This is a genomic window from Neolewinella xylanilytica (assembly GCF_002934605.1).
GTDB classification, from domain to species: domain Bacteria; phylum Bacteroidota; class Bacteroidia; order Chitinophagales; family Saprospiraceae; genus Neolewinella; species Neolewinella xylanilytica.
In genome coordinates this window covers 1,103,383-1,127,734 of sequence record NZ_PTJC01000006.1, presented here as the reverse complement: position 1 = coordinate 1,127,734, position 24,352 = coordinate 1,103,383, and the positions used below count along the sequence as shown (strand labels likewise).

General features: G+C 58.8%; 20 protein-coding genes and 1 tRNA gene. 8 read left to right on the top strand and 13 right to left on the bottom strand.

The features are described from left to right. Positions 1–3: 3 nt before the first annotated feature. Positions 4–1,137, bottom strand: a complete 1,134-nt coding sequence (locus CLV84_RS13990) for an ABC transporter permease (protein ID WP_104420405.1) — start codon at positions 1,135–1,137, stop codon at positions 4–6. Beyond that, a complete protein-coding gene (locus CLV84_RS13985) occupies positions 1,134–2,549 on the bottom strand; it encodes an ABC transporter permease (RefSeq protein ID WP_104420404.1) in 1,416 nt (471 codons plus the stop codon). Before CLV84_RS13985 ends, CLV84_RS13990 begins: the two co-directional genes overlap by 4 nt. Before the next feature lie 38 nt (positions 2,550–2,587). Between CLV84_RS13985 and CLV84_RS13980 the strand changes: the two genes are divergently transcribed. Continuing rightward, positions 2,588–3,220: an LON peptidase substrate-binding domain-containing protein gene (locus tag CLV84_RS13980; protein ID WP_104420403.1), complete on the top strand. Its 633-nt coding sequence runs from the start codon at positions 2,588–2,590 to the stop codon at positions 3,218–3,220. A gap of 2 nt (positions 3,221–3,222) precedes the next feature. On the opposite strand, the gene CLV84_RS13975 is transcribed toward CLV84_RS13980, so the two are convergent. The 5 genes from CLV84_RS13975 to CLV84_RS13955 all read right to left on the bottom strand — a co-directional run bounded on the left by CLV84_RS13975 (position 3,223) and on the right by CLV84_RS13955 (position 13,332). After that, positions 3,223–3,624: an HIT family protein gene (locus tag CLV84_RS13975; RefSeq protein ID WP_104420402.1), complete on the bottom strand. Its 402-nt coding sequence runs from the start codon at positions 3,622–3,624 to the stop codon at positions 3,223–3,225. After that, complete coding sequence (gene greA, locus CLV84_RS13970) at positions 3,624–4,097, bottom strand: transcription elongation factor GreA (RefSeq protein ID WP_104420401.1); 474 nt, start codon at positions 4,095–4,097, stop codon at positions 3,624–3,626. Before greA ends, CLV84_RS13975 begins: the two co-directional genes overlap by 1 nt. A gap of 286 nt (positions 4,098–4,383) precedes the next feature. Then, complete coding sequence (locus CLV84_RS13965; RefSeq protein ID WP_104420400.1) at positions 4,384–5,448, bottom strand: PorV/PorQ family protein; 1,065 nt, start codon at positions 5,446–5,448, stop codon at positions 4,384–4,386. A 39-nt stretch (positions 5,449–5,487) separates the two neighbouring features. After that, positions 5,488–9,594, bottom strand: coding sequence for a hypothetical protein (locus tag CLV84_RS13960; RefSeq protein ID WP_104420399.1), 4,107 nt, complete (start codon positions 9,592–9,594; stop codon positions 5,488–5,490). A 33-nt stretch (positions 9,595–9,627) separates the two neighbouring features. Beyond that, positions 9,628–13,332 (bottom strand): TonB-dependent receptor, encoded by a 3,705-nt coding sequence (locus tag CLV84_RS13955; protein WP_104421188.1) that lies wholly within the window; start codon positions 13,330–13,332, stop codon positions 9,628–9,630. Positions 13,333–13,578: 246 nt separating this feature from the next. On the opposite strand from CLV84_RS13955, the gene CLV84_RS13950 reads away from it, so the two are divergent. The 5 genes from CLV84_RS13950 (at position 13,579) to CLV84_RS13930 (ending at position 18,012) form a co-directional block, all read left to right on the top strand. Beyond that, entirely contained in the window at positions 13,579–16,188 is a 2,610-nt protein-coding gene (locus CLV84_RS13950; protein WP_104420398.1) for a cellulase family glycosylhydrolase, read from the top strand. A gap of 176 nt (positions 16,189–16,364) precedes the next feature. After that, positions 16,365–16,736 carry a PRC-barrel domain-containing protein gene (locus tag CLV84_RS13945; protein ID WP_104420397.1) on the top strand — a complete coding sequence of 124 codons (372 nt, stop codon included), beginning with the start codon at positions 16,365–16,367 and terminating at the stop codon, positions 16,734–16,736. 289 nt (positions 16,737–17,025) lie between these two features. Continuing rightward, entirely contained in the window at positions 17,026–17,205 is a 180-nt protein-coding gene (locus CLV84_RS13940; RefSeq protein WP_104420396.1) for a DUF6435 family protein, read from the top strand. Further along, the gene (locus tag CLV84_RS13935) at positions 17,205–17,348 is read left to right on the top strand and encodes a DUF2256 domain-containing protein (RefSeq protein ID WP_104420395.1); all 144 of its coding nucleotides are present in this window, start codon (positions 17,205–17,207) and stop codon (positions 17,346–17,348) included. The genes CLV84_RS13940 and CLV84_RS13935 overlap by 1 nt, the downstream gene beginning before the upstream one ends. A 22-nt stretch (positions 17,349–17,370) precedes the next feature. Beyond that, complete coding sequence (locus CLV84_RS13930) at positions 17,371–18,012, top strand: cytochrome c oxidase subunit 3 (RefSeq protein WP_104420394.1); 642 nt, start codon at positions 17,371–17,373, stop codon at positions 18,010–18,012. A gap of 276 nt (positions 18,013–18,288) precedes the next feature. On the opposite strand, the gene prfB is transcribed toward CLV84_RS13930, so the two are convergent. The 6 genes from prfB to CLV84_RS13900 form a co-directional block, all read right to left on the bottom strand. Continuing rightward, positions 18,289–19,377: a peptide chain release factor 2 gene (prfB, locus tag CLV84_RS13925; RefSeq protein ID WP_104420393.1), complete on the bottom strand. Its 1,089-nt coding sequence runs from the start codon at positions 19,375–19,377 to the stop codon at positions 18,289–18,291. Between the two features lie 80 nt (positions 19,378–19,457). Further along, positions 19,458–19,631, bottom strand: coding sequence for a DUF4295 family protein (locus CLV84_RS13920; protein ID WP_104420392.1), 174 nt, complete (start codon positions 19,629–19,631; stop codon positions 19,458–19,460). 53 nt (positions 19,632–19,684) lie between these two features. Then, positions 19,685–19,873 carry a 50S ribosomal protein L33 gene (gene rpmG, locus CLV84_RS13915; protein ID WP_104420391.1) on the bottom strand — a complete coding sequence of 63 codons (189 nt, stop codon included), beginning with the start codon at positions 19,871–19,873 and terminating at the stop codon, positions 19,685–19,687. 12 nt (positions 19,874–19,885) lie between these two features. Next, positions 19,886–20,134 carry a 50S ribosomal protein L28 gene (rpmB, locus tag CLV84_RS13910; RefSeq protein ID WP_104420390.1) on the bottom strand — a complete coding sequence of 83 codons (249 nt, stop codon included), beginning with the start codon at positions 20,132–20,134 and terminating at the stop codon, positions 19,886–19,888. A gap of 80 nt (positions 20,135–20,214) precedes the next feature. Further along, positions 20,215–20,291: transfer RNA gene (locus CLV84_RS13905), tRNA-Arg, on the bottom strand. A gap of 77 nt (positions 20,292–20,368) precedes the next feature. Next, positions 20,369–21,079, bottom strand: a complete 711-nt coding sequence (locus CLV84_RS13900) for a CPBP family intramembrane glutamic endopeptidase (RefSeq protein WP_104420389.1) — start codon at positions 21,077–21,079, stop codon at positions 20,369–20,371. A gap of 65 nt (positions 21,080–21,144) precedes the next feature. Here CLV84_RS13900 and CLV84_RS13895 point away from each other — a divergent pair, with 65 nt between their 5' ends. Beyond that, positions 21,145–24,072 carry a DEAD/DEAH box helicase gene (locus CLV84_RS13895; RefSeq protein ID WP_104420388.1) on the top strand — a complete coding sequence of 976 codons (2,928 nt, stop codon included), beginning with the start codon at positions 21,145–21,147 and terminating at the stop codon, positions 24,070–24,072. 122 nt (positions 24,073–24,194) lie between these two features. Continuing rightward, entirely contained in the window at positions 24,195–24,347 is a 153-nt protein-coding gene (locus CLV84_RS21870) for a hypothetical protein (RefSeq protein ID WP_170067711.1), read from the top strand. Positions 24,348–24,352: the final 5 nt, after the last annotated feature.

Below are 24,352 nucleotides of genomic sequence, written 5' to 3'. Positions count from 1 at the left end.
GGGCTAGCGGGATTGGCGTATGCTATTACACGCCAGCACCGTCATCGTGAGGAGGAGGCCGGGAAAAACGGCGAGCCACCAGGCGTCCGGCCGTAGGCGTGACTGTTGCAGCAGGCTGCCCCAGGTGACCTGATCGGACGGTACCCCAATGCCGAGAAAGCTCAGCATCGCTTCCGCCAAAATGCTCGTTCCCACCATGAAGGAGGCCACTACCGCGACGGGCCCGAGGGCGTTCGGCAGCGCATGCCGGATGAGCAGCCGTAGCTCCCCCACCCCGCCCATCCGGGCCGCCGCGATGTACGGTAGCTCCCGGATACGGAGAAGTTCCGCCCGCAGGAACCGGGCAATCGGGGTCCAGCCGAGTAGCCCGATGACCAATACCAGGAGATAAAGTGGCGGACGATCCACGAAGGAGAGCACCGCGATCAGCAGCACCAAGCCGGGAATACTTACGGCGAGCTCCAGAAGGAGTAACACGAACCAGTCAATGGGTAGTCCGATCGGTTGTTGCCACCACCCAAAATGCTTCCGTAGCGGCCACAATACCAGGTAACACAGGCTGACCCCGATGCCAACGCTAAGCACGACCATTAGACAAAACAATGGCCCGAACCCCACCAGCGGTAACAAGCTTGCCAAGGCGTACAGCAAACCCAGGGTCGCCCCCAATCCACAGGCAAGCAGATTGGCTAACCTGAGTTGGAGTCCGCCATTCCCGAAAAAACCCGCCACGGCCCCGAGCGGCAACCCCACGATGAGGGAAATCAACAGACTACCCACTCCTACGCATACCGCTACCCGGGTCCCGTTGATCAGACCGGCCAACGTATCGCGCCCCAGTCGATCGGTCCCCAGCAGATGCGCCGGCTCTCCTCCCGGTGGGCTGGCGAAGGGGGGGCGGTAACCAGGTTGGGAGAGGTCCGTGGTCGATGCGCGGAAAGGAATCGGCGGCCAAATTGCCCAGTCCGGTGTCCCGGCCGCTTCCACCTGCACCCGATCGTTGGAGGAGATGGCGGGAAAGTATACCCCGTCGGCGTAGCCCGCGACAATCGGCCGGTCGTTGGCCAGGAGGTCCGCCAGGAGCGCGATCGCGGCCAGCCATCCTAAAAAATAATATGCCCACCGCCCCCGCCTCATCGGGGCGGCAGTTTCCCGAGGCGAACGCGGGGGTCCAGCAGGGCGTACCCGATGTCGGCAAGTAGCAGACCGACTACGGTGAGCAGACCGTTGATCAGGACAAGGGAAATAACTACGGGCCAGTCCCGCGCCGTAGCACTCCGGTAGAGGAGGTCGCCCATCCCCGGCAAATTGAAAATCTGCTCGATCAGTACGCTGCCCGCCAGGAGTGCAGGCAGCAGACCGCCCAGCATGGTAATCAGGGGAAAGGAAGCGTTGCGGAATACGTGGCGCCAAAGCACCTGACCGCCGGTGAGCCCTTTCATGTAGGCGGTCCGGACGTAGGGCTTATCCAATTCCTGGAGGGCGGCGGAGCGCAGGTGCCGGGAGACGTAGGCGAAGCTGGGGTACGCCAGGCAAACGACCGGCAAAAACAAGTGGGCCGCGCGAATACGCATCGCCGTCCACCAGCTGGCTCCCTCGGGCACCCGCCCGTAGCCCATACTGGGAAACCAGTCCATGCCGAAGGCGGGGGTGGTAAAAAAATTCGCGAGCAGCGTCGCCACCCAGAAGGCTGGCAGGCCGAAGGCCAGAAAGGTGAGCAAGGTGGACCAGCGGTCGAAGGTCGTATCCCGGTAATAAGCCATATAGAGGCCAAGGGGTACGGCCAGGAGGTATACCAGCAAGAGCGTGATGCCGTTGAGCATGGCCGTACCCGGCAGGGCGGCGGCGATCTTACCGGCCACCGGCCGACCGTCGGCGTAGGACACCCCGAGGTCGCCCCGGAGGAGGCCGGTCAGATACCGGTGGTACTGGTTGTCGGTTCCGTGCCAGGTGAGTCGGGGAAATAGAAGTGACGACCGGTTCGCTTCTCCGACCATTTGGCGGTGCGCGGTAAGCAGGGCGGCGGCGGCCGGCAGTTCCCTGATTCGGTTGAGTTCCCGATTGATCCGGACGGGATCGCTACGCAGCATGAGTCGGCGGGCGGAAGCCACGAGGGCTTCGTCTTGGTAGGCGGTGGAGGCCCGCAATACCTCCCGGTAATAAGCCTGTACCCTGGGCCAGTTGCCGTACCGGAAGGCCAAATTCCTGACCAGTTCGCGACGTGACCGGGGCACGATCCGGTGCAGGGTATCCGGAAGGGCGGCGTTCCCCAGGGCAACGTAGAAGGGCGGCAAATCGTAGCCAAGCCGGGCGGCGAGCCGGCGGTACGTTCTTTCGTACGACACGTGGTCGTTCACCCCCGGCCGGATCCCTTCGATGCTCATCCGATCGCTAACCGGATCGCTGGGCATCGCTCGGAAGAGTACAAAACAAACTAGGCTCAGCAGCAACAGGCTGAATGGCAGATAAAGGAGTTTACGCAGCGCGTAGGTAAGTAAAGGTTTGTTTTGGAGCGGCAGGGGTAAGGTGATCGGGTTAATTACGAGCAAAGTAAGCAACTTAACGAGGATATGCGTTGTGCCGGTATATGCAATCTCTGCCACTTTTCCCCCTGCAACTCGTCGTCTTCCCCGGCGAGTCGCTCAACCTGCACATCTTCGAACCCCGCTACCGGGAACTGGTAGCGGATGCCGAACGGGATGGAATTTCATTCGGTATCCCTACGGTGATCGACGGTCAACTCCAGGCGGTCGCCACCGAGGTATCCCTGGAGCAAGTAGCCAAAAGGTATCCGTCCGGGGAGAGCGACATCCGAACCACCGGAGCCCGGGTGTTCCGCATCGAAGACTTCAAACGGGAAGCGGACGATCGATCCTACCCCATGGGCCGGGTCACCTACTTTCCCCCCGAAGAGGAAGAGGATCCGGAACGGAACCGCGAAATCGTCAGCCTGACCCGGCAAATCTACCGCCAGCTAAAGATAGACCGCCAGGTCACCCCCGTGAGCCGGGGCTTTCGGACCTACGAGATCGGTCACTACATCGGCCTTACCCTCGAGCAGGAGTATACCCTGCTGACCCTACGGCAAGCAAGCGAGCGGCAGGAATTTCTCCTGACCCACCTGCGGCACATCAAGCCTCAACTGGGAGACCCGCTCGGGATTCGCGCACGCGCCGCCCTGAACGGCCACTTCAAGGAGCTCCGCCCGCCCGATTTTTAGGGCTATCCGGGGGTGGCGATGGCTTTCGAAATCCGACCCTGCAGTTCCGCCATTCGCTCCTCGCTAACGGATACGGTTTTGCCGAAGCGAAAGTCTCCCTCCTGCTGAATGGGAACCAAATGCAGGTGGGCGTGGGGTACTTCCAGCCCCAGGACGCCGTTAGCGATGCGCTTACACGGAACGGCCTGTTTTAATCCACGGGCGACCTTTTTGGAGAAAAGGGTCAATCCGGTAAGCTCCTCGTCGGTGAGGTCGTAGTAGTAATCTACTTCCCGCTTGGGAACGCAAAGCGTGTGCCCTTCAACCATCGGCCGCACGTCGAGGAATGCGATGAACCGATCGTCTTCGGCAACGATGTAGCCGGGAATGTCGCGGTTGATGATGCGGGTGAAAATGGAGGCCATCAGATAGTAATGTCTTTGATCTTGAACTGGATCACTCCGTTAGGGGTCTTGACTTCGGCGACATCACCGACGGCTTTTCCCAGTAAACCCTGCCCCATGGGGCTGTTGACCGAGATCTTTTTTGCCTTGAGGTTCGCCTCGCTTTCGGCAACCAGCTGGTAAACCATCGAAGCTTTGTTTTTTACGTTCTCGATGGTCACTTTGCTCATCACCGTTACCTTGCTGGTATCGAGCTGGCTCGAATCGAGCACCCGGGCATTGGCCATTACTTTTTCCAGCTCGTTGATCTTCATCTCCAGCAGCCCCTGGGCGTCCTTGGCGGCATCGTATTCGGCGTTCTCGGACAGGTCTCCCTTTTCCCGGGCTTCGGCTATGGCTTGAGCTACTTCGGACCGGCCGGTGGTCTTCAGCTCTTCGAGCTCCTTACGGAGTCGGTCGTATCCTTCTTGTGACAGATAGTGTGTTCCTGCCATGGTGTTTGGTTTTCTGATTCAAGCAGTCGATTCTAACCCTCCCGCTGGGGGACCGGTTGTAACCCGCTTGACGTTGGTGATGCCGCCCGCCCGGTTTGCGGAACGGAACGGCTGTAAATAATGCGACGCTCCTACGGGAAGTAGGAACGCCAGCTAAAGGTTTTATAGGCTCAAAGATAAGGAAAAATCCGGAAGCAAATTGACCCGTCCAGGGAAGGTAACCCCACTGGTTGCCCCTCGTTCCCTCCAGCGCGCGGCGACAGAATCGAAGCCCTCGCGGTCGGCATCAAAAGCCCAGGCTAATGCCGATATTATGGGTACCGTTATAGATGCGGGTATTGCGAAAGGCGTAGTCGATGCTGAAGGAGCGGCTGAGGTCACCGCGTCGGAGGGGCACCTTTACCCCGACCCCGGCGCTGAGGCCGTTGTAGAGCGGCGACTCGTCCGCGAAGGTGCCCTCGCTCCCGGCGGCGGCGTCCAGGTCGGTACGGTAACCCAGGCGTGCGGTAAATTGCTCGCGAAAGGCATATTCCAGCCCCGCCCCGAGCTCATCGCGGCTGAAGGAATTGGCGGTAAAGTTTGCCATAAGCGTGACCCGTTGGTTTTCGATCGCCCCCAAAAAATCGTAGCTGGCGCCGATGTTCAGTACCGAGGGCATCTCGAAGCTCGCGGCCCGTTGTTGCAGGGTGAGGTTGTAGTCCGCCGACTGGTCCGGGTTCGGTGCCGTCGTCGCCAGGGCCTGTCCTCCGTACGACATCCGGCTCCCGAGGTTACGTAGGCTCAGTCCGAATTTAAACTCTTCATATTCCCCCGTAACGTACTGCACCCCCGCGTCGATGGCGAAGCCGAACGAGCTCACGTCGCTGCTGGCCTCACTTACCCCACGCAGGGTGATGCCCACCGAGACCTTGTTCTCGAACCGGTGGCTATAGGTGAGCCCGACGTTGATGAAGCTTAGATTGAGCTGGGCCCCGGTTCCTTCGGGTTGTTCCGTAGTGGTGACGGCGATGTCGCCGAAATCCAGGCTCATGACACTAAATCCGAGGGCCCCGTTCTTCCCCAGCTTGCTGGTTACGCCGGCTGCCTGCATGGAAATATCGGCCCCCTGCAGGTAGTTCGCGTAGCCCAGCATGACCTGGGTACCGGCGAAACGGCTTACTCCGGCCGGATTGAGGCGCATCGCTTCCACCCCACTCACGTAGGAGGTATTGAGGGTATGCAGACCGGCCGACGGGGCCCAGGGATTCATCAGCAACTGGGTAGCGCCGGCTTCCCCCTGGCGGTCGGGATTGCCCGCGTAGGCACCCGCCCATAATAGGCTAGCCAATGCAAAAAAATAGATCTTCTTCATAGCAAACGCTTTATCCCGCGGTAGGGGGGAAAGAGAAAATTAGAGGCCGGAAGGATCGAATTGTCGTTGTACGCCGAAGAACTTGATGGTTCGCTCGCCGAGCCCAGGTGCCGCCACGTGGATCAGGTAGACGCCGCTGGCAACGGGAATCCCCTTTTGGTTACGGAGGTCCCACTCCAGGGCCGGTGCAATTTGCCGTTCTCCGACCGGACGCTGATCCCCACTGAGCATCGTCACCGTCTCGTCGCGATCGTACTGTCGGATAAACTTTCCATCGAGCGAATAGATCGTTACCGTGGCCTCGGCGGGCAGGTTCGTGATCTTGACGTTGGTTTCGAACTGGCTGTCTTCGTAGATACTGAAGCCGTAATAGGGGTTCGGGACGACGTTGACCATATCCAGCGCCCGGTTCACCAGGCTGTCGTTGAGTTCGGTGCGTGGCTGCTTTCCATCGATGCGGAAGCGGTAGGTCGGGTACCCGTTGGCTTCGGAGGAGCCTTCGGTAAAGGCAAAGGAGTTGTTGACGCGCAGTTTCAGCGTTACGTCGTTCGGAATGAGGCCGTCGGCGTAGGATAGATACTCCACGTTCGGCGCGCTGATCGGGAAGCCCGCCCAGGTGATCTCCTGCAAGGCACGGACTTTACTCGTCGACAGCGGGCTGGAGCGGGGGAATAGCCGATCGTACAGCCGGATGCCGCCGTCGTAGGGCTGATCGGTGACGTAGAAGAAGTGCTGTGCGCCGGCAACGAAATCGTAGATACTCACTCCGTTGATCGCCGATTTGATGAAGATCTGGTTGGAGGGGTTGAAGATCATATCGTTGCCATTGCTAGGGGCTACGTACTCGTCGCCCAGCCGTCGACCGTCGTATGTACTGTTCTCTCCCCAGAAGATTTCCAGGCGTTGTCCGGTTTCCACGTCGATCGCGTAGCCGGGGAACCAGCCCATGCCGGTAGCGTAGCGCGGATCGATGTCGGTATCGACCGCCGGCAACCCGTCCGGACCGGCTTCCCGGGTTACGCTCGGTGCATCCCGGGTGTCGAACATGTTCCGGTCGGAGTCGCCCTTGATGGCTTGCCCCCGGTAGGCGGCGTCCTTGTAGAAGTAATTGCTCGTTTCCACTACCGGACAGCGGCTCCACAACGATTTATCGCTGGTGAAAACGATGTTGACGTTATTGAGCTCGGATAGCTCCTGTGCCCGAGCCACCCCGTCGTTGAGGCGGAATTCGGATAGGTAAACGGGAGAGATGAAGGGGATGCGGCCGTCGTTTTCCTGCCAGTCGAGCAGTTTGTAAGGAACGACGCCGGGGAACATATCGGTGAGGCCGCGATTAGGGTCCAGGGAGTAGAACCGGTCCTCCAGCCCGTCGGTAGCGACGTAGTCGAAGACCGTGCGATCGAATTCAAGGTTATCCAGCCCGACCGACAGATCGTCCGGAACGAATAGCAACCACGGATCTCGTTCGCTATCCGCGTACGTAAGGGTTGCCCCTATGGCGCCGTTGGTTCCCGAACCGCTCGTACCGGGTTCCGCCACGTCGCCAATCCGGACCGAAAAGCCGTACGCTCCGATGATTTGCTCGTTGTTGACGTTGATCGGTTCTTCGCTGACGATCGTGGGTACGTTGCAATCCCCCAGGCAGCGCAAGGTCCAGGTAACGGGGGCTTGCAGTTGTTGATCGGCCATGTTGTCGTCGACGAAGGTCAGTTCGTACTCGCCGTCACGTACATCGAGGGGATTAACCACGAAGACATCGATGGGAGCCGCTCCTCGGGCGTACGTCAGCTCGGGTACGCGGTTCGTACCACTGACCAGTTCCGCTTCGATTTCCGCTACGGCAGTATCCGCCAGGTCGAGAAAGTTCCCGTTGTTTCCCTGGCCGCTGAGCCGGGTTACCACCGCACCGTCTCCATAGTTTGCCCGGAGTTCCCGGTCGAGAATAGGCCGGGGAATGGCTACGTAGAAACTGTTGCCCGTCAGCGGGTCTCCGATATTTCGAGTGGACGAAACGTACTGCACGGGTTGCCCCGGGGAATTGACATCGAAGGGATCGAAATCCTCGTAATTATTGTAGGCGTAGGCGATTACGGAGAAATAGTAGCGCCGGTGGTTGATGAGGCGGGTTTCGTTGCCACTGGCGAAGGCGTCTTCCGTAATACTGACGCTATGCCGGATTCCCGTGTTTTGGCCGTCGATAATCAGCTCCGGGACGAAATAGGTCTGGTCGAGGGGGTTGTTGGGATCCTGTTCGGAGTTGAGCCCCGTCCAGTTGAACAGCCGGGTGACTCCGTTGACGATGTCGTAGTTGGCTACCTCCCGGACCCGATTGGGGTCTCCGATGTCATCCAGGCTGGCGTCCGGGCCGGCCAACTGGAAGATCCGGTAACCCTCAAAGCGGTAGAGGCTATCCTCCCCGGGCGGGATGGTCAGGCCCGCTTCCTCGTAAGCCTCCTGAAAGTTGTTGCTGCTGCGGCCGTTGGAGAGCAGCATGACGATCTCCCGGTCCAATTCCAGTAAATCTACGTCGGGAGCATCCGGCCCGTCCAGCCGGTCGAAGCACTCATCGAAGAGTGCCTGCGCCAGATCGTCGGCCTGCTGCAAACGCTGGATGGAGGGTGCCGGGTAGGTTTGATTGGGTACCCATACCACGCCAATGATCAGCTCGTTGACGGCCCCCGGCTGCAGGGTGAACGGACCGGAAGCCTGAATGGTCCGGCGATCGCCGAAGGGCAATGCCTCGGTAGTCATGTTCCAGCCGCTGACGTTTGGGGCGTCCGGGAAAGCGTAGCGGGTTGCCGCGGCGCCCCCCTCGTCGTATCCGTCGCCGGCATTCTGGAGGACGGAACCATCGCGCCATCTTCCTTGCAGATAGTTATAGTATTCCTCGGCCGTACTCGGGTCGGTGGTAGCGGGCGGAGGGGCCCCCACTCCGGCGTTATTGTAGTAGACGAAGGAGCTCATGCCGAGTTCCCGTTCGCCAATCTGGTTTCCGTTCACGTCGTAGAGCGGTGCCCGGGGACCGCGGAAGTAGTCTACCCCTAGGATAGGAATTTCGTCGCAGTACGTCTCTACTCCGCCATCACAGGTACAACCCTGAGCCCCATCCAGCTCGTCTTCGTTGTAGACATAGGCCAGCGACCGGGAAGTATCGCTACCGATGTAGTCATCGGTAGCGCAGCCCAGGTCCGGATCGACCCACATGGCGAAATAGGTATCGAGAATGTCTTCCTGGGCCCGGTTGATCAATTTGTAGCGCTGAAAGGTCATGTTATTGACGTCATCGGCGCTGGAGAAAGCAAAGGCCTGCACCTGTACTTCCATCTGGATTTGCAGGGGCGTGTTGGACTGGCGGTGGACGTTACCGGCGTCGTTGTAGATCCAGAAGGTCATTTCTTCCGCGTACTGGGGTAGTTCGTTACAGCCCCGTATCTCAATGATGGGGTAATCCCCCCGTGTCGGATCGTAAAGCCCGTCAAGGTCTTCGTCCCAGAACCCGGCCAGGCCGCCGCCTTCGTTCGGGTTCGGCAGCTCAAACCCGTTTTCCTGCAGAAAGTACGGATTACCGACCGAGGGCCACCCGAGAATGTCCTCGGGAACCAGGTCCGGATCGAGGGGTAAGGTATTGTTATCCACGGCTTCTTGATAAACCTCCTTGAAGCGATCGATACTTTCGCCGCGAACCGTAAAAAACCGGTCCCACCGTTCGCAGGTATCCCGCTGAATGGTACCCTCGGGAGTGAGCGGCCCCGGATAAAAGTCGAACTCACCACTTCCCCGGCCGTAATCCTGGGCGGCTACCTTCAATCCGCCCCCCGGGTCCCGACCGCCGAGCCACACCGCCCCGGCGTAAATCGAGCTTACCTCGGGCACGCCGGGGGGCGGTTTGGGTACGATGTAGCGGCCGTTGCTGCCGTCCCACCAGACGTCACCGCCCGTGGTCAGGCGGGCGCGGACGTTGTTTATCTCCATCTCCGTCTGACGGGTAGCATTATCGCAGGCCTCCCGGAAATTGATACGTTGCTGCTCCGACGGCGTCGCCGGACGGGAAGCCCCGGGGCCCGGGCCCTTCTTAGCCGTCGCAACGCCGGGCAGCAGTAGCGCAAGTACGGTGAAGCAGGAAATGATAGCTCTTGACAGTCGCATAGCGATCGGTTTATTTAGGGGGTCGGGGCGGCATTAAATCCCAAAGCGGACGCCGACGTACATTCGGCGGGGCAGGCTGAAGAAATCAGGGTTGAGGATACGCCATTGGTAGCTATCGAGATAGGCTTCCACGGGGCGGGTACCACCCAGCAAGCTCTCGATCTGATCCTGACCGAAGCTGCTCTGGAGGAACCCGGGGTCGTCTGCCGTGCCGGTAGCGGTGTAAACGCCGATCGTATTGCGACGATCCAGGATGTTGCTGACCCGGAAGTAGACGTTTAGCCGGGACTGGCCGGCGATCACGAAGTTCCTTTCGATCTGCCCGTTGAGCGTAAAGTTCCAGGGGTTTCGGCTACCGTTAATGGCCCCGCGGGTACCGCTACCGCCTAATTCACTAGGGATGAAGGTGGCGGTATATGGCCGACCCGATACGGATATGCCCTGAATATTGATGCCGGTCTGGTCGAGCCACCGGGGAATGTTTCCCCTGCGGCCGTCAAAACGGTAATCGAAGACCAGGTTAAAGCGGTGACGCTCGTCGAACGAAAGCGGAAATAGCGTCCGCAAGTTTCCCCGGTTGGTTAGTCCGCGCTGGCTGGTCGCGTTCGAGCCCGTTCCGTCGGCAAACTGCAGGGTGTAGTTGGCGTTGACGGTGACGTTACTCGTGCGCCGCAGGTCGTAGGTAAAGCTAAAGCCCTTTACGGTACCGAAATCCTGGTTATCGTAGGTGGTGTACTGGTTGACCAGGGGAACGGGGAAGTAGGTCCGTAATTGGATCATATCCCGCAATTCCTTGTAGTACGCCGATAGCGTTAGGGCGGAGGTGGCACTTACCCGGGTTTTAAATCCTACTTCGTAGTCGATGGTTTTCTCCGGGCGGAGAGCCGGGTTGTTAAAGGGGGCGTTTGTCGAGCCGGGCCGCTCTACGAAGTAGTAATAGTCCAGGGCCGTAGCCAGCACGTTATCCGGAGGCCGTTGTACCAGCACGTCGTAGTGGGCAAAGAAATTCGCTTCACCGGATATGGGGAAGGAAAATGCGAGCCGGGGCATGATGTTGTACTGGACTTCGTAATCCTTGAAGGACGTTTCTACGGTAAAGTCCGTCGACTTGATGAAGTTATTCGATTCGGCGACCGCGGGGTTGGCATAACTCGGATACACCAGTCCCGTGCGGATGCCTTCGATTTCCTGGGGGCCGTTGGTGGGTGTTCCGTCGGCCTGAAACCAACTCTCGCCGGAACGATACGCCTGTACCAGGTTGCCTCCTTCCTCGGTCGTGTACACGGCGTATCCGGCTCCGATATTTCCGGGGCGTTCGCCACCGAAACGGTCGTGGAAGGTCTCCGCCCCGGCGATCTCGTAGAGTGAATAGGGATCCTTCAGCACCCGGGTATTGGCATCGTAGCGATCGGCGCGTACGCCCACCCGGAAGATGATGTTGTTGATGGTGAATTTGTCCTGCAGGTAGGCCGAGGCGTACACCGGCTTATTCGGGGCCACGGTGAATTTCCGGTCGCCGGTAGCGGGGTCGATGGCAAAAAAGTCGTCGAAGGTGCCGTTCACTTCGTTACCGAGGTAATCGTAACCGTAGTAGTCCACCAGGTCGGCGAAGGTGAGTTCCTGGGCACTGAACTGGTCGAGGGAGAGTTGGTCGGGCGAGAGCGCATCGATATTGACGTACTGGTCCAGGGGGATGCCCAGTTCCTCCCGGATGCGCCGGTAGAAAGTACCGGCGTCTTCCTCGATTGTAGGTGCTACCACGGTTGCCGGTCCCTGATAGTTGAGGAAACCGTCCCCCAGATCCACCTCGATGGTCTCGATGACGCGATTGAAGGTATCTACCGTGTTCAGGTGGCGGTTGATCAGCTGGCGACCGGTGGTCCACAGTCCACTGGGAAAGGCCTCGTACCGTCGGTTGACCCGCTGTTCAAATAAGAACCCGAGCTGAATGCTGTGCCGGCTTTTGTCGGAGTCGCCGGGCACCAATTCGAAATTAGCGTTCCCCTGAAGGGTGTAGATATCATCGTCGTTGCGCTGGTAGCGGTTGTATACGGTACCGACGTTGGCGTGGAATCCCCAGCTGTCGCGGTAGAGTGTCTGGGTGCGTCCGTTCACCGCGGCGAACTGGTCGAGGGTGGGCACCGGTTGGCCGTCGGGGGTGAGCTGAGGATCGCCGAGCAGACCATAGGTGTCGGGCGTAAAGAGATTGTCCGGACCGTAGCCGAGGTAATTATTGTAATTGGTCAGTATCGGGTTGGTGGAAGAACTGCCATCGAAGTTCCGTAATACCTCCCGGTAGTCCACCTGAAACGCGCTGACGGGTACGCCGGTGTCGTCAAGTTCCAGATCGAATACCGGAATGTAATCGACGTCAAAGCTTCCTACGTAGCCATAATCGAAAAAGCGGTCTTCGTGTACGGGATCACTTAGCCCCTGCCGGTTGTTTTCCAATCCCGCCTGCAGGGTATAACTAGCATTCTGGATGAGCCCGCTCCGCCCGCCGGCCGCATTGGCGTCGCCGACCCCTCCGAGGCGGTGGCGGAAGCGAAAGTTCAACCGGTAATCATCATCCACCAGGGTAGGGTTCCGGGAGGCATTGTAGGTGCGCCAACTGATTCCGCCCCCGTTCTCGCTCGGGGTGAACTGGTCGTTAAATTTACCGAGGTAGCCGGAAAGGGAGAGGTCGATGGCATCACTTACCCGGGCGTCGAGCTTCGCGTTGATATTGAGAATATCCTGGGCCTCGAAGGGGCGGGCGTCGAGGGCCAGTACGTCCTGGTTGGTAAGAAAATCCGCGGCAACGAACGGCCGACCGCCCCGTACCACTACGGGGTTTGCTTCCAGGTTGGCAAGCACGTCTTCCCGTGCCCGGTAAATCGGAACGGCGCTGGGGTCATCGTCCTCCCGGTACGTGTAGCGGCCGCTGAGGCGAAATCCGAGCAGGGCCTTTTCGTTGCCCCGCTTAATGATGGGACCGGAGACCGCCAGCCCCACCAGGCTGTTGCCGTAGCCGTCCAGGCCCTCGCTGGTCTCCGCTTCGGCGTTTACGCCGAATTCGCTGCTGGGGCCCTTGGTGGTGATGGAAATAATGCCACCGGTGACGTCGCCGTAACGGGCCTCCAGGCCTCCGGTTATGACCTGCAACTGCTCGATCTCGGATTCGGGCAGCAGACTGCCCTGGACCCGGACCCCGTCGATGTAGTAGTCGGTGGCGTTGGGCCGGGACCCACGGATGGTAATATCCTCGCCCTCGTCGGCGGAAGCGGCCCCCGCCGTGATGGAGGCCAGTTGGTTGATGTTGCGGGTGGGGAGCCGCTGGATTTCGTCGGAGGTCAGCGTTTGCCCGGAGGTGGTATTGTCCACCTCGATGAGGGGCACCTCGTAGTCGGTGACCACCACCACGTCGAGATTGACGCCTCCCTCGTTGGTGACCTCCACGTCGGCCACGTTCGTGCGTCCCGGCAGGATGGGAATTTCACTGATGCGCGTCGGTGGATAGCCGGTGAAATTCACCTCGATGTCGTAGGTGCCCGGGTCGATGTTGGAGAAGAAGTAGTTGCCGCTCAGGTCGGTCGTCGTACCCTGTACGAAGGCACCGTTCTCAAAGAGCGAGACGGCGGCGAAGGGGAGCGGTTCGTTGCCACCGCCCACATCCGTCACCTTACCGGTAAGTGCCGTTTGGGCCGCAGCGTAAAAACAGGTCAGCAAAAGAAAGACCGGGAGTAAAGTTCTTTTCATGCGGCAGCGGTTGGCGAGACGGCGGGGCGAGCGAGTGACGAACAAAAATGCAAAACTGTCGGGTAACCAGAAGCCGCATTGGACGACGGGTAGCACGACCGACATTTTTTTGCTGCGGAAAGGTAGTAAAGTATTTGCCCAAGCCGGAAATGCTATCTTGGACAGGATATTTTCGGTCCGGCACGAGCTGTCGCACCCGCGCTCCGGCGCTCCCTTTGCCTAATCGATCATCCTGAAACCAACGCTATGAACCGTCGACTACTCGTCTTCTGCCTGTTCCTTTTCCTCACCCATTCCCAGTACGCGCAACTCAGCCCGGCCACCGCGGTCGCCGAAATGGGCCGAGGGATTAATCTGGGCAATACGCTCGAGCCGCCGTCCGAAGGAGCATGGAACAACGGCCCCGCCCAGGAAGCCCTGTTCGATGCCTACGTGGCGGCCGGCTTCACCAATGTCCGGATTCCCGTACGCTGGGACGAACACACCGCCGACACCGCCCCCTACGCGATCGATGCCGAGTGGCTGGACCGGGTGGAGGAGGTCGTCGACTGGGGGCTAGAACGCGATCTGTACGTGACCCTCAACGGCCACCACGAAGACTGGCTGAAGGCCAACTACGGGGACCCGGCCGAGCGGGCCCGCTACGACGCCATATGGGTACAGATCAGCGAGCGCTTTCAGGATAAGTCCGACAAGCTGCTCTTCGAGATCATCAACGAGCCCTTCGGCATGACCGTGGCGGAAGTAGACGAATTGAACGAGCGGATTCTCGGCATCATCCGGGAAGACGATCCCACCCGCTTGGTCATCTTCGGCGGCAACCAGTACGCCAATGCAGAAGAATTGCTGCTCGCCACCGTACCGGACGACGACTATGTCATCGGGTATTTTCACTCCTACGATCCCTGGTCCTTCGCCGGGGAAGGCATCGGGACGTGGGGCACGGAAGCCGACTACGCCGCGCTCGACGAAAAATTTAGCCGGGTAGCCATGTGGTCCCAAACGAACGAGGTGCCCGTTCACCTAAGTGAATTCGGGGCCGTCCGCCAGGCCGACTACAACAGCCGGATGCGCTACTACGCGGCCTACGTGGAAGCGGCCCTGCGCTACGGCTTCGCCTTCTCGGTCTGGGACGATGGCGGAATGTTCGGAGTTTTAGACCGGGAAAGCCGCACCTGGCCGGAGGTCAAGGATATCCTAATCTACACCTACGCAGACTCCCCCACCGACCTGTTGCTTTCCCAGCCTGAACCGATCGACACCCTGGATCCGGAAGTCAACCTCAGTTGGCGGAATCGCGCTACCGCCGACAGTGTCCGGGTTGAGCGCCGCATCGATGAGGACGCCTTCGTCGAAATCGCGAGCCTCGCACCGTCGGCGGAAAGCTACCGCGATACTACCGTTCAAACGGGGAATACGTACACCTATCGTATTGTGACCCATCGGGCGGACGGGACCCTGCTCCACTCCTACCCCGCCCAAACGTTCGTCGGCATCCTTCCCGAGGAACCCGCCGGGGACGGTATCGTCAACTACGCGGACGGTCTGGACACCGCCGCCACCCGCTTCAGCGGTGAACCCGCGGGAATCACCTATGCGCTGGCCAATGGCGTACTGACGGTAGCCGGCGACGGTACTTCCCCCACCTACCAGACCTTCCGGTACACGCTTCCGGACAGTCTGGCGGCTGACGCGGTGGCGTCCAACGACCTGCTCTACATATCGGCGCGTTCGCTTAGCGGCGAAGCCGTCAACCTACGCATCGACCTGATCGACGAAAACGACCGGCACACTACCAACGCGGGTCGAAGCGTGTCCATTTCCGGCACCGAATTCGCCGAGTACCGGCTTGACTACAATAACGGCTACCAGGACGGCGGATACGGCGGAACGGGCTGCCCGGCCGCCGATGCTCCCTGCGCCGTCAACGGCGCCCGCATCGTGGCCCTGGCCTTCTACCCGGAAGCTAACGACGGCGGATTTAACGATACCATCCAGATCGATTACCTGAGTTTCGGACAGCCCCTGGATGAAAACGCGGAACCGACCGGCCTGGTGGGCTACCAGGACGACCTGGAGGGAGCCGGTGCGCAATTTCAGGGCGAGCCGGCCGGCTTATCCTATTCCGTCGTGGAGGGTGTACTAGCTATCGTGGGCGACGGTTCCGCTCCCGCCTACCAGACCGTCACCTACGAGTTGCACGACGAAAACGACGATCCGGTACTCGCCGACGCGGTCAATTCGGATAACCTCCTATACCTGCGCGCCCGCACGGCAAGTGGGGAGCCCACCGAGCTCCGCATCGACCTTATTGACAACAATAATTTCCATACTACCCTGGCGGGGCGCACCGCGCGCATCGAGGGTAGCAGCTACCAAGTTTACGCCCTGGATTTCGCGGGCGGTTATCAGGACGGCGGCTACGGGGGCACCGCCTGCGATGCGGACACCCAGCCCTGTGCCGTGGATGGACGGCGCATTGCCCGCCTGGCCTTCTACCCCGACCCGGCCTCCGGAGGCTTCGCGGATACGCTTTTTCTCGATTGGTTGAGTTTCGGTAGCGAGCTTACCACCTCGCTCCGTGTCCCCGAATCGTTTAGTGAACTAGCGGTGTACCCTAATCCCACCCACGACCGAATTACGGTAACCTACCGGCAGCGGCGGGCCGGGGAAATCCGCACCGAGGTGATGGACGGGCTGGGCCGCAGGGTATTTAGCCAACGGCGGGGAATGCAGGCCGCGGGCAACAATTCCCTTCCCATCGACCTGAGCGGAATCGTTGCGGGCACCTACTACGTGCGCGTATCCTTTATAGACGGTAGCGGCTCCTCTACTATTCCGGTATTGATCAGATAAAACCGGAACGTTGCTGGACAGGAAGGCTAAGTGATATGTAACTAATTGAAAAATAATTGCTTACATATTAAACTTTTTTGCTTGTTATCTTGTTATATTAGTGTATTTTGATTTGATAACAAGCGGGAAATAATATTTAGCACTTACCAGTAGTACCGCACCAAGACATAACTATAATGAATAACCTGATTTTAAGCTCAACCTCGATCACCGGAACCAACGTAACTAACCAGAAAGGTGAAAGCCTCGGTGAAATAAAAGACCTCATGATTGATACCGATACCGGTACCGTGAACTACGCGGTTCTGTCCTTCGGTGGATTCCTCGGACTCGGCGACAAGTATTTTGCCATCCCGTTCGAAGCATTCAGTGTTAACACCACGACCGAAAAGTTCATTCTGAACGTCAACAAGGACCGGCTCGAAAACGCGCCCGGTTTTGATAAAAACAACTGGCCGAAAACCAGTGATCACCAGTATTGGAACAGCCTGTACAAGCACTATGGCGTAGAACGCCGCTCCTACGTGGCCCAACGCCAGACCGCCTAATAACCGGCTGAATAGGCTACTACCAAATGCCTGTAACCCAAGCAAAAGCCCCCGTTAACGATCGTTGACGGGGGCTTTTTTATTTCGGCACCCCGTTTAGGTCCGAGTGAAAAAAAGGAGTCGGCAGGGAATGAATAGGGGTGCCGGCGGGATACTTATTGCGCCGGAGCGCGGGTGGGGGGTGAATCGCATGGAAAGCACCGCGTGTTTCAGGGCCCAAGCAAGTCGGGCCGCGGCAGGAATTCCGCAACCTAATGGCGGGCAGTCCGTTAAGTGAGAAAACAAGGCCATGTTCGGACTATTCAAAAAGGATCCAGTGAAGAAACTGGAAAAGGAATACAGCCGCCTACTCCAGGAGGCGATGGCACTGCAACGGGGTGGTGACATCAAAGGATATGCCGCTAAGTCTGCGGAGGCCGAGACCGTGATGGACCGTATCGTCGAGATGCGCAACGCTGACAAATCCTGATGGCGCACCAAAAAGCGAACCTGCCCACGAAGATCTGCGTCGTTTGCGGACGCCCTTTTACCTGGCGCAAGAAATGGGCCGCGGTTTGGTCGGAGGTCCGTTATTGCTCCGAGCGATGCCGCCGAAACAAAGCCCGTAGCTGAGCGGGTTCATTTCTATCCCTGCATGTACGAACGCCCCCACGAGATCGAGCGACCGGTGGATGAAAGCCAGGATAACTTTGCCTTTCACCCCAAGAATATCTACTTATCGCTGCTGTTGTTTTCGCTCAGTATGCTTTTCCTGGCCATGACCGCGGCCTTCGTGTACACCCGCATCCAGAGTGATTTGCCGCCGATTCGGTTGCCGATCCTGTTCCTGGCCAATACCGTCATACTACTGGCCAGCAGTTATACGATGGTCAGGGCCAGAAAGGCATACCTCGCCGACGATACCGGTGGTTACCAGCGGATGCTGTGGTTCACCTTTTACCTTTCCCTCCTCTTCATGGTGATGCAGGGTATCGCGTGGTACCAGCTGTTCAATCAGCAGATTTACATCACCAGTGATAATTCGGCGGGTTACCTGTACGTCATTTCCGCTCTCCATTTCGCGCACGTGATCGGCGGACTACCTTTTCTCGGCTTGTTCCTCTATCGCGCGCGCAAGTATATGCGCGAACCGGTGAGCGTATTGGTCTATTTCAGCGATCCGGATAAACGGCTCAATCTGCGGTTACTAACCATATACTGGCACTTTCTGGACGCCCTATGGATCTACCTGGTAGTCTTCTTTCTGATCAACCAGTTAGTGTGGGATTATCTATAAGCTATTAAATCAGATAATTTTATTTGATTTAACAAGCTAGTTAGTCGATTTCGTCACCCATATTTCATCCCCGCATCTTGATGCCTGATAATCAGTCTTTTAACAACCTGGTACGATGTTTGATAACCAGTAGGTGAGTACTTCACTCAGATATAGTAATCCACGACCTTACTACTCCTTTTCGTTTTGGCTACATTCTGACACTTTGGACAACACGTACTTTCCTAAGCACTTGAGCCCTTAAGTACCCGGAGAAGTAACTCCGGGTACTTTTTTTTACTTAGCCTCCCCACTCCAACGAAGGTAAGCCTTTAGAAAGGCTTCGATATCTCCGTTTAGCACCGCCTCGGTTTGGCTGGTTTGCCAGTTGGTGCGGTGGTCTTTGACCCGACGGTCGTCCAGCACGTAGCTACGGATCTGGCTACCCCATTCGTTCGACGTCTTTCCCGCCTCGATTTCATCCTTGGCGACCCGCTGGGCTTCCAGCTCCCGCTCGTAGAGGCGGCTTTTGAGCATGTTCAGTGCCCGTTCCCGGTTTTGGTGTTGGCTGCGCTCTTCCTGGCATTCGACCACGATGCCGGTGGGTTCGTGGGTAACGCGGACGGCCGATTCGGTCTTGTTGACGTGCTGACCACCGGCTCCCGAAGCGCGGAAGGTATCCCAACGAATATCCGCGGGGTTGATCTCTACTTCGATGGTATCGTCTACGCGGGGGTGTACAAAGACCGAGGCGAAACTGGTCTGCCGTTTCCCCTGAGCGTTAAACGGACTGATCCGTACCAGCCGGTGCACGCCATTCTCCCCCTTCATCATCCCGTAGGCGAAATCACCGATGATTTCCAGGGTCGCCGATTTGATACCCGCCACGTCACCGGGGGTTTCGCTTGCCAGGCTCACGCGATAATTAGCGTATTTCTCGGCGTACATGGTATACATACGCTGGAGCATCTCGGCCCAGTCGTTGCTTTCGGTTCCACCGGCGCCGGCATTGATCTCCAGAATACAGCCGAGTTCGTCTTCGGGGCGGTTGAGGGTAGCGCGGAACTCGGCATCGTCCAGCACGGCGATGGTCTCTTCGTAACGGCGGGCTACTTCTTCCTCCGTCCCCTCCCCTTCCCTGAGGAACTCCTGTAAAATCTCCAGCTCATCCACCCGATCGGCCACCTTCTGGTACTGGGCGACCCAGTTCCTATGACTTTGCAACTCCTTCATCACGGCTTCCGCCGCCGTGGAGTCGTTCCAGAACTGGGGATCCAGGCTACGCTGGGTGAGGTCTTCGATTTTAAAATTACGGGACTCCACGTCCAGGTAACCCCGTAGGAGGGCGAGCCGGGATTGCAGGTCTTTGAACTGATCGTTGGTCATAGGTCTTGGGAAAGTGGCGGGCGCAAGGAAGCCCGGCCCGCGCTTGGCAGACCGGGCTTCCGGTTCGAATGAGGAAGGGCTTATTTGTCCTTCATGAAATCATCCAGCTTGTCTTTGTGGATCATTACTTCCTTGTAGGAATAGCTGCCTGTTTCGGGATTCTTGACAGACTGTACGACCTTTACGTAGTCGCGACCGGAGCCGGCGTTAGCCGCACGTTGTCCGGTACGGGAGTTCTTTGATACCTTAGCCATAGTTGCTTTCTTTTAATCGGAAAACGGCCGGGGGCCGCCAACGGTTGAGGTGATTACTTGATTTCCCGGTGGAGCGTCATGCGACGCAGGTTCGGGTTGTACTTTTTCAGTTCGAGGCGACCGGGGGTGTTCTTCCGGTTCTTCTCGGTGACGTAGCGGCTGGTGCCGGCCACGTTGGTTTCTTTCTGTTCGGTGCACTCCAGAATGATCTGGTTGCGGTTTCCTTTGCTCTTCTTAGCCATGGTGACGGAGGATTACAGCTTAACGCCGGTTTCGATGCCTTTGCTTTCCAGCTTCTTCACGAAAGCGTATACGCCCAGCTTGTTGATGGTACGCATGGCGCTGGTGGATACTCGCAGCGTTACGAACTTGTCGAGCTCGGGTACGAAGAAGCGCTTCTTCTGGATATTGGGAACGAAGCGGCGCTTGGTCTTCCGGTTGGAGTGGCTGACGTGGTTACCGCTGATCGGCTTTTTTCCCGTGAGTTTACAGACTTTAGACATAGCGAAATGGCGTTGCTATCGATAATATCCACCTGGTGAGGGCGGAAAAAAAAAGCAGACCGCAGCCTGCTCTGAAATGTTGGTGACCGCGTCAGGATTCGAACCTGAAACCTCTTGATTCGTAGTCAAGTGCTCTATCCAGTTGAGCTACGCAGCCAAACGCCCCTTTCGGAAGCGGTCGCAAAGGTAAGTATATCTTTTTTATTGACCAAATACCCGGACCAGAAAAAGATTTTAGGATTGTCTTTCCAGGGCCCAGTTCAGCAAGCCGCCGACGGCATCGATGGCCGTATGGAGCAGGATCAGGGGCCACAGGGTACCCGTCTGATAGAAAAAGAAACCGAATAGCAGGGCCATGGCAACAATCTTCACTACGGCACGGGCACCCTGGTAATAATGCGCCACGCCGAAGGATACGGCCGGGATGAACAGCGTAGCCACCACCGCCCACGGTTCGGTACTGCCGAGGCTTTCGCGCAAGTAGGTGATCATGAATCCCCGGTAGACGATCTCCTCGCCTACCCCGGCCGCGACGCACAGGAAAAGGAAGTGGAGGTACTGGCCGCCATTGACGGGTAAGAAGCCCAGTTCCCTGAACTTTTTCCGGGTATCGGCCTGTCGTTCCGGGTTACCGATCTCACCGTATAGATCGATGGCATATAGCGCCAGGAAACCGAATATTACCCCCACCGCCACCGGATCGTAGGGCAGCGCGCCCCACCCTAAGCCCAGTTCGGCGAAGGGGCGACCGGCAACGTACCATACGATAAGCACCAGGGCCGCCAGACTAAGCAAAAGCGCCCCGTTGGCGTAGTACATACGGACCTTCAGTCCGGCGGACCAGTACAGTGGTCCCGCCGAAGATCGCTTGCTCGCCGTGGCGAACAAGACCAGCGGCAATACTACGCCTAGTAAGGCAAACACGATATGTAGGGCTAGGGACACGGCGCAAAATACGGCGTCGCCCTACCTTTGAAAGCTTTTGTAGTCCGAAGAAGAATACACCCCCCTTGCAAGCAGCCGTCCTCTTCAATCTTTTCGAATTCCGAACCGGCGTGTGGCTCGCCAAAGCCTACATCGTCGGCCTCGATGCGGCAAGCCGGCCCCACGTAATACACACGGCGGCTCACCCCGGCAGCGCTGCGGGATACGGGATTGAAGCCGACGGACCGCTGGAAGAAGCATTGCGGCTGGCGGAACAACTGCGGGAAAAAGCGATCACCGAACACTTCCGGAAGGGAGCCAAAAAAATGCCGACGCTAGCGGGATTGATCAAGCCCGACAGCAAAGAGCGCGAAGCGGTACTGCGGCATATCCACGCCCGCTCCGCCCGGCTCCTCGAAATGTGCCGGCAGCACGGCTACTACCTGACAGCCAATCTCGATACGCGTTCCGCTCCATTTCCCCACCTGCTCGCACCCGAGGAATCGGCCTGGATACCGCTGCTCGGCTTTCGGTTGCTGGAGGATAAACTGGAGTACCGGCTGCGGTTAAAAAGTCCGGACGGGGAAGAGCGGACGATCCGGCATCTCGATCCGCGGGTGATCACCAACCGACCGGCACCGGGGTGGATACTAACCGGTAAGCGGCTGGTGCGCCTATGGGGATTGAAGGGGGATGCCGTTCGGCCGTTCCTAACGCGGGACGTGGTGGAAATCGCTCCGGCCAAAATCGGTAAGTATTTACGGGATTTCGTTGCACCTGCGGCCCGGCGCCATGAATTATCGATCGAGGGCTTTGCGTACGAAACCCTGCACGCCCCGGACGGTCTGCGCGTGGAAGCCCGCCCCCACCCCTTCTCGGAACGCTACCTCATTTACGCCTGGCTACGCTACGGGACGCAAGCGTTCGCCTTCGGCGACCCCGAACCGGTAGCCGTGACCCACACCATGTCTCCACCCTTTAGCATGACCCGGATCGTTCGGTCGTTTCCCGCCGAGGCCGACCGCCTGGGCGGGCTTATCGAGGCCGGCCTCTCACCCCTGGAAGGAAACGAGGCACTGTCCGTATCGCCCCGGCCCGGACCGTACGATAACCTGCGGTGGCTGCTCGAACGGGCCGAGGCGATGCGGGCGGAGGGCATCGAGGTCGTCATCCCGGGGGAGGATGGGCATCGGTACACCGAGACGACCGGCCACCTGACGATTTCCGCCGAGGAAAGGGGGGACTGGCTCGACCTCCGCGGCACGGTCACCGTTGGCGCTTTCGAGATCCCCTTCGTGTCGCTGGTACGCTACTTACGCGAGGGCGAGCGTCGGTATCAGCTTCCGGACGGCTCGCTTTTCCTTATACCGGAAGAATGGTTCACTACGTACGGTCCGGGTTTCGAGCTCGCCCGCGTGGAGGGTGGTCGGGTAAGCATGGCCCGTAGTCAGGCGCCCTTGCTGGAACGTGCCGCCATTCCCCTTGCGGGTGCAGTCACCGTCGCTCCCGCCGTAGCGGAAGTGTCCCCACCCGGAAGCCTGCGCGCCCGCCTGCGGCCCTACCAGCTGGAGGGCGTGCGCTGGTTGGTCCAGCACTATCACGAGCGGCTGGGTGCCTGCCTGGCCGACGACATGGGCCTGGGGAAGACCCTGCAAACCATCGCGGTACTGCTCTATGCGAAAGAAAGATTAGCCGAAACCGAAGCGCCACCCGCCCTGCAGATGGACCTGTTCGCCGTTGGCGGGGCGGACGAGCGGTTTCTTCGACCGCTACGGGCGCTGATCGTGCTGCCCGCCTCACTGGTTTACAACTGGGCCGCCGAAATACGCCGGTTCGCACCTAGTCTGACGGTACAGATCAACATCGGGACCCGCCGGTTGCGTGACGAACGGGTACTAGGTCGCTTCGACGTCGTCCTCACTACGTACCAGACCGCCCTGCGCGATAAAGACGTCCTCGGCCGGATCGACCTGGAATACATCGTGCTGGACGAAAGCCAACAGATCAAGAACCGCCAGAGTAAGGTATTCCGTGCCCTAAGCGAGCTGGAAGCCCGCCACCGGATCAGCCTTTCCGGCACGCCCATCGAGAATTCCCTTTCCGACCTCTGGTCGCAGATGCAATTCATCAATCCGGGGCTGCTGCGGGGGTACGCTTTTTTCAAAAAGACGTTTATCGTTCCGATCGAGGTACACGACGATGCCCTGAGAAAACAGCAGTTGCGGGAGTTGGTGGGCCCCTATCTCCTCCGGCGTACGAAGGCGGAGGTAGCCCCCGACCTGCCGGACCTGGACATTCAGCTTTGCTACTGCCCGATGAGCAAGGAGCAGCAGCGTATCTACGAACAGGAGCGGTCGGCCGCCCGCAACGCCTTACTCGGGACGGCACCGGAAGCGGAGCGGGGCAGCTACAAATTGCTGGTCATTCAGGCACTGACCCGCTTACGGCAGATCGCGAACCACCCGATCATTGCCGAACCCGATTACGATAAAGACAGCGGGAAGCTCACCGAGGTGCTGGAGCAGTGGGAAACCATCCGTCGTTCGGGCCATAAGGTGTTGATCTTCAGCAGCATGGTACGCTATCTGGAGCTTTTTCGCGCGCATCTGGAAGCGAAGGGGCACCGCTACGCCTGGCTTACCGGCTCGGTAGAGAGCCAGCAACGGGCCAGGGAAGTGGAACGATTCCAGACCGAAGCGGAAGTGGGCACCTTCTTCATCAGCATTAAAGCCGGGGGGACGGGCTTGAATCTGACCGCGGCCGATTATGTGTTCATCCTTGACCCGTGGTGGAACCCCACCACGGAGGAGCAGGCGATCGCCCGGGCCCACCGGATCGGCAGGAGCGGCAAAGTCATCGCGCGCAAGTTCCTTACGCGGGGGACGTTAGAAGAAAAGATCTACCAGCTGCAACAACGGAAGCGTCAGCTGGCGGAAGACATCATCGGCAGCGGTGAGACGCTGGACCTGGACCGCAGTGAAATCGCTTTTCTGCTCGGGGACGCGGATCAGTAGGGGAACGTGATCTCCCACGGGAGTCGCCTGCCGATCGGTGGTTGAATAGCAAATCGGGCCCGCAGCCGGGTGGCCCGCCCGTCTCCCCGGGAAAATTTTAAACATGGGCTAACTTGTGCGATATGAACGAAGAGGATCTGATCGAGGATGACGCCGTGGACACGGAGGATCCGCCCATACTCGGCGACTGGAAAACTATCTACGCGATCGTGTTGGTTTTACATTTGATCCTCCTAATTGCTTTCTACCTGTTTTCCCGTGCCTATACGGTTTGACCGGC

Excerpts from the sequence above, each read along its gene's own strand:
- CLV84_RS13990 (WP_104420405.1), bottom strand. The coding sequence starts at position 1,137 with ATGAGGCGGGGGCGGTGGGCATATTATTTTTTAGGATGGCTGGCCGCG.
- CLV84_RS13980 (WP_104420403.1), top strand. The coding sequence starts at position 2,588 with ATGCAATCTCTGCCACTTTTCCCCCTGCAACTCGTCGTCTTCCCCGGC.
- CLV84_RS13975 (WP_104420402.1), bottom strand. The coding sequence starts at position 3,624 with ATGGCCTCCATTTTCACCCGCATCATCAACCGCGACATTCCCGGCTAC.
- greA (WP_104420401.1), bottom strand. The coding sequence starts at position 4,097 with ATGGCAGGAACACACTATCTGTCACAAGAAGGATACGACCGACTCCGT.
- CLV84_RS13965 (WP_104420400.1), bottom strand. The coding sequence starts at position 5,448 with ATGAAGAAGATCTATTTTTTTGCATTGGCTAGCCTATTATGGGCGGGT.
- CLV84_RS13960 (WP_104420399.1), bottom strand. The coding sequence starts at position 9,594 with ATGCGACTGTCAAGAGCTATCATTTCCTGCTTCACCGTACTTGCGCTA.
- CLV84_RS13955 (WP_104421188.1), bottom strand. The coding sequence starts at position 13,332 with ATGAAAAGAACTTTACTCCCGGTCTTTCTTTTGCTGACCTGTTTTTAC.
- CLV84_RS13950 (WP_104420398.1), top strand. The coding sequence starts at position 13,579 with ATGAACCGTCGACTACTCGTCTTCTGCCTGTTCCTTTTCCTCACCCAT.
- CLV84_RS13945 (WP_104420397.1), top strand. The coding sequence starts at position 16,365 with ATGAATAACCTGATTTTAAGCTCAACCTCGATCACCGGAACCAACGTA.
- CLV84_RS13940 (WP_104420396.1), top strand. The coding sequence starts at position 17,026 with ATGTTCGGACTATTCAAAAAGGATCCAGTGAAGAAACTGGAAAAGGAA.
- CLV84_RS13935 (WP_104420395.1), top strand. The coding sequence starts at position 17,205 with ATGGCGCACCAAAAAGCGAACCTGCCCACGAAGATCTGCGTCGTTTGC.
- CLV84_RS13930 (WP_104420394.1), top strand. The coding sequence starts at position 17,371 with ATGTACGAACGCCCCCACGAGATCGAGCGACCGGTGGATGAAAGCCAG.
- prfB (WP_104420393.1), bottom strand. The coding sequence starts at position 19,377 with ATGACCAACGATCAGTTCAAAGACCTGCAATCCCGGCTCGCCCTCCTA.
- CLV84_RS13920 (WP_104420392.1), bottom strand. The coding sequence starts at position 19,631 with ATGGCTAAGGTATCAAAGAACTCCCGTACCGGACAACGTGCGGCTAAC.
- rpmG (WP_104420391.1), bottom strand. The coding sequence starts at position 19,873 with ATGGCTAAGAAGAGCAAAGGAAACCGCAACCAGATCATTCTGGAGTGC.
- rpmB (WP_104420390.1), bottom strand. The coding sequence starts at position 20,134 with ATGTCTAAAGTCTGTAAACTCACGGGAAAAAAGCCGATCAGCGGTAAC.
- CLV84_RS21870 (WP_170067711.1), top strand. The coding sequence starts at position 24,195 with ATGAACGAAGAGGATCTGATCGAGGATGACGCCGTGGACACGGAGGAT.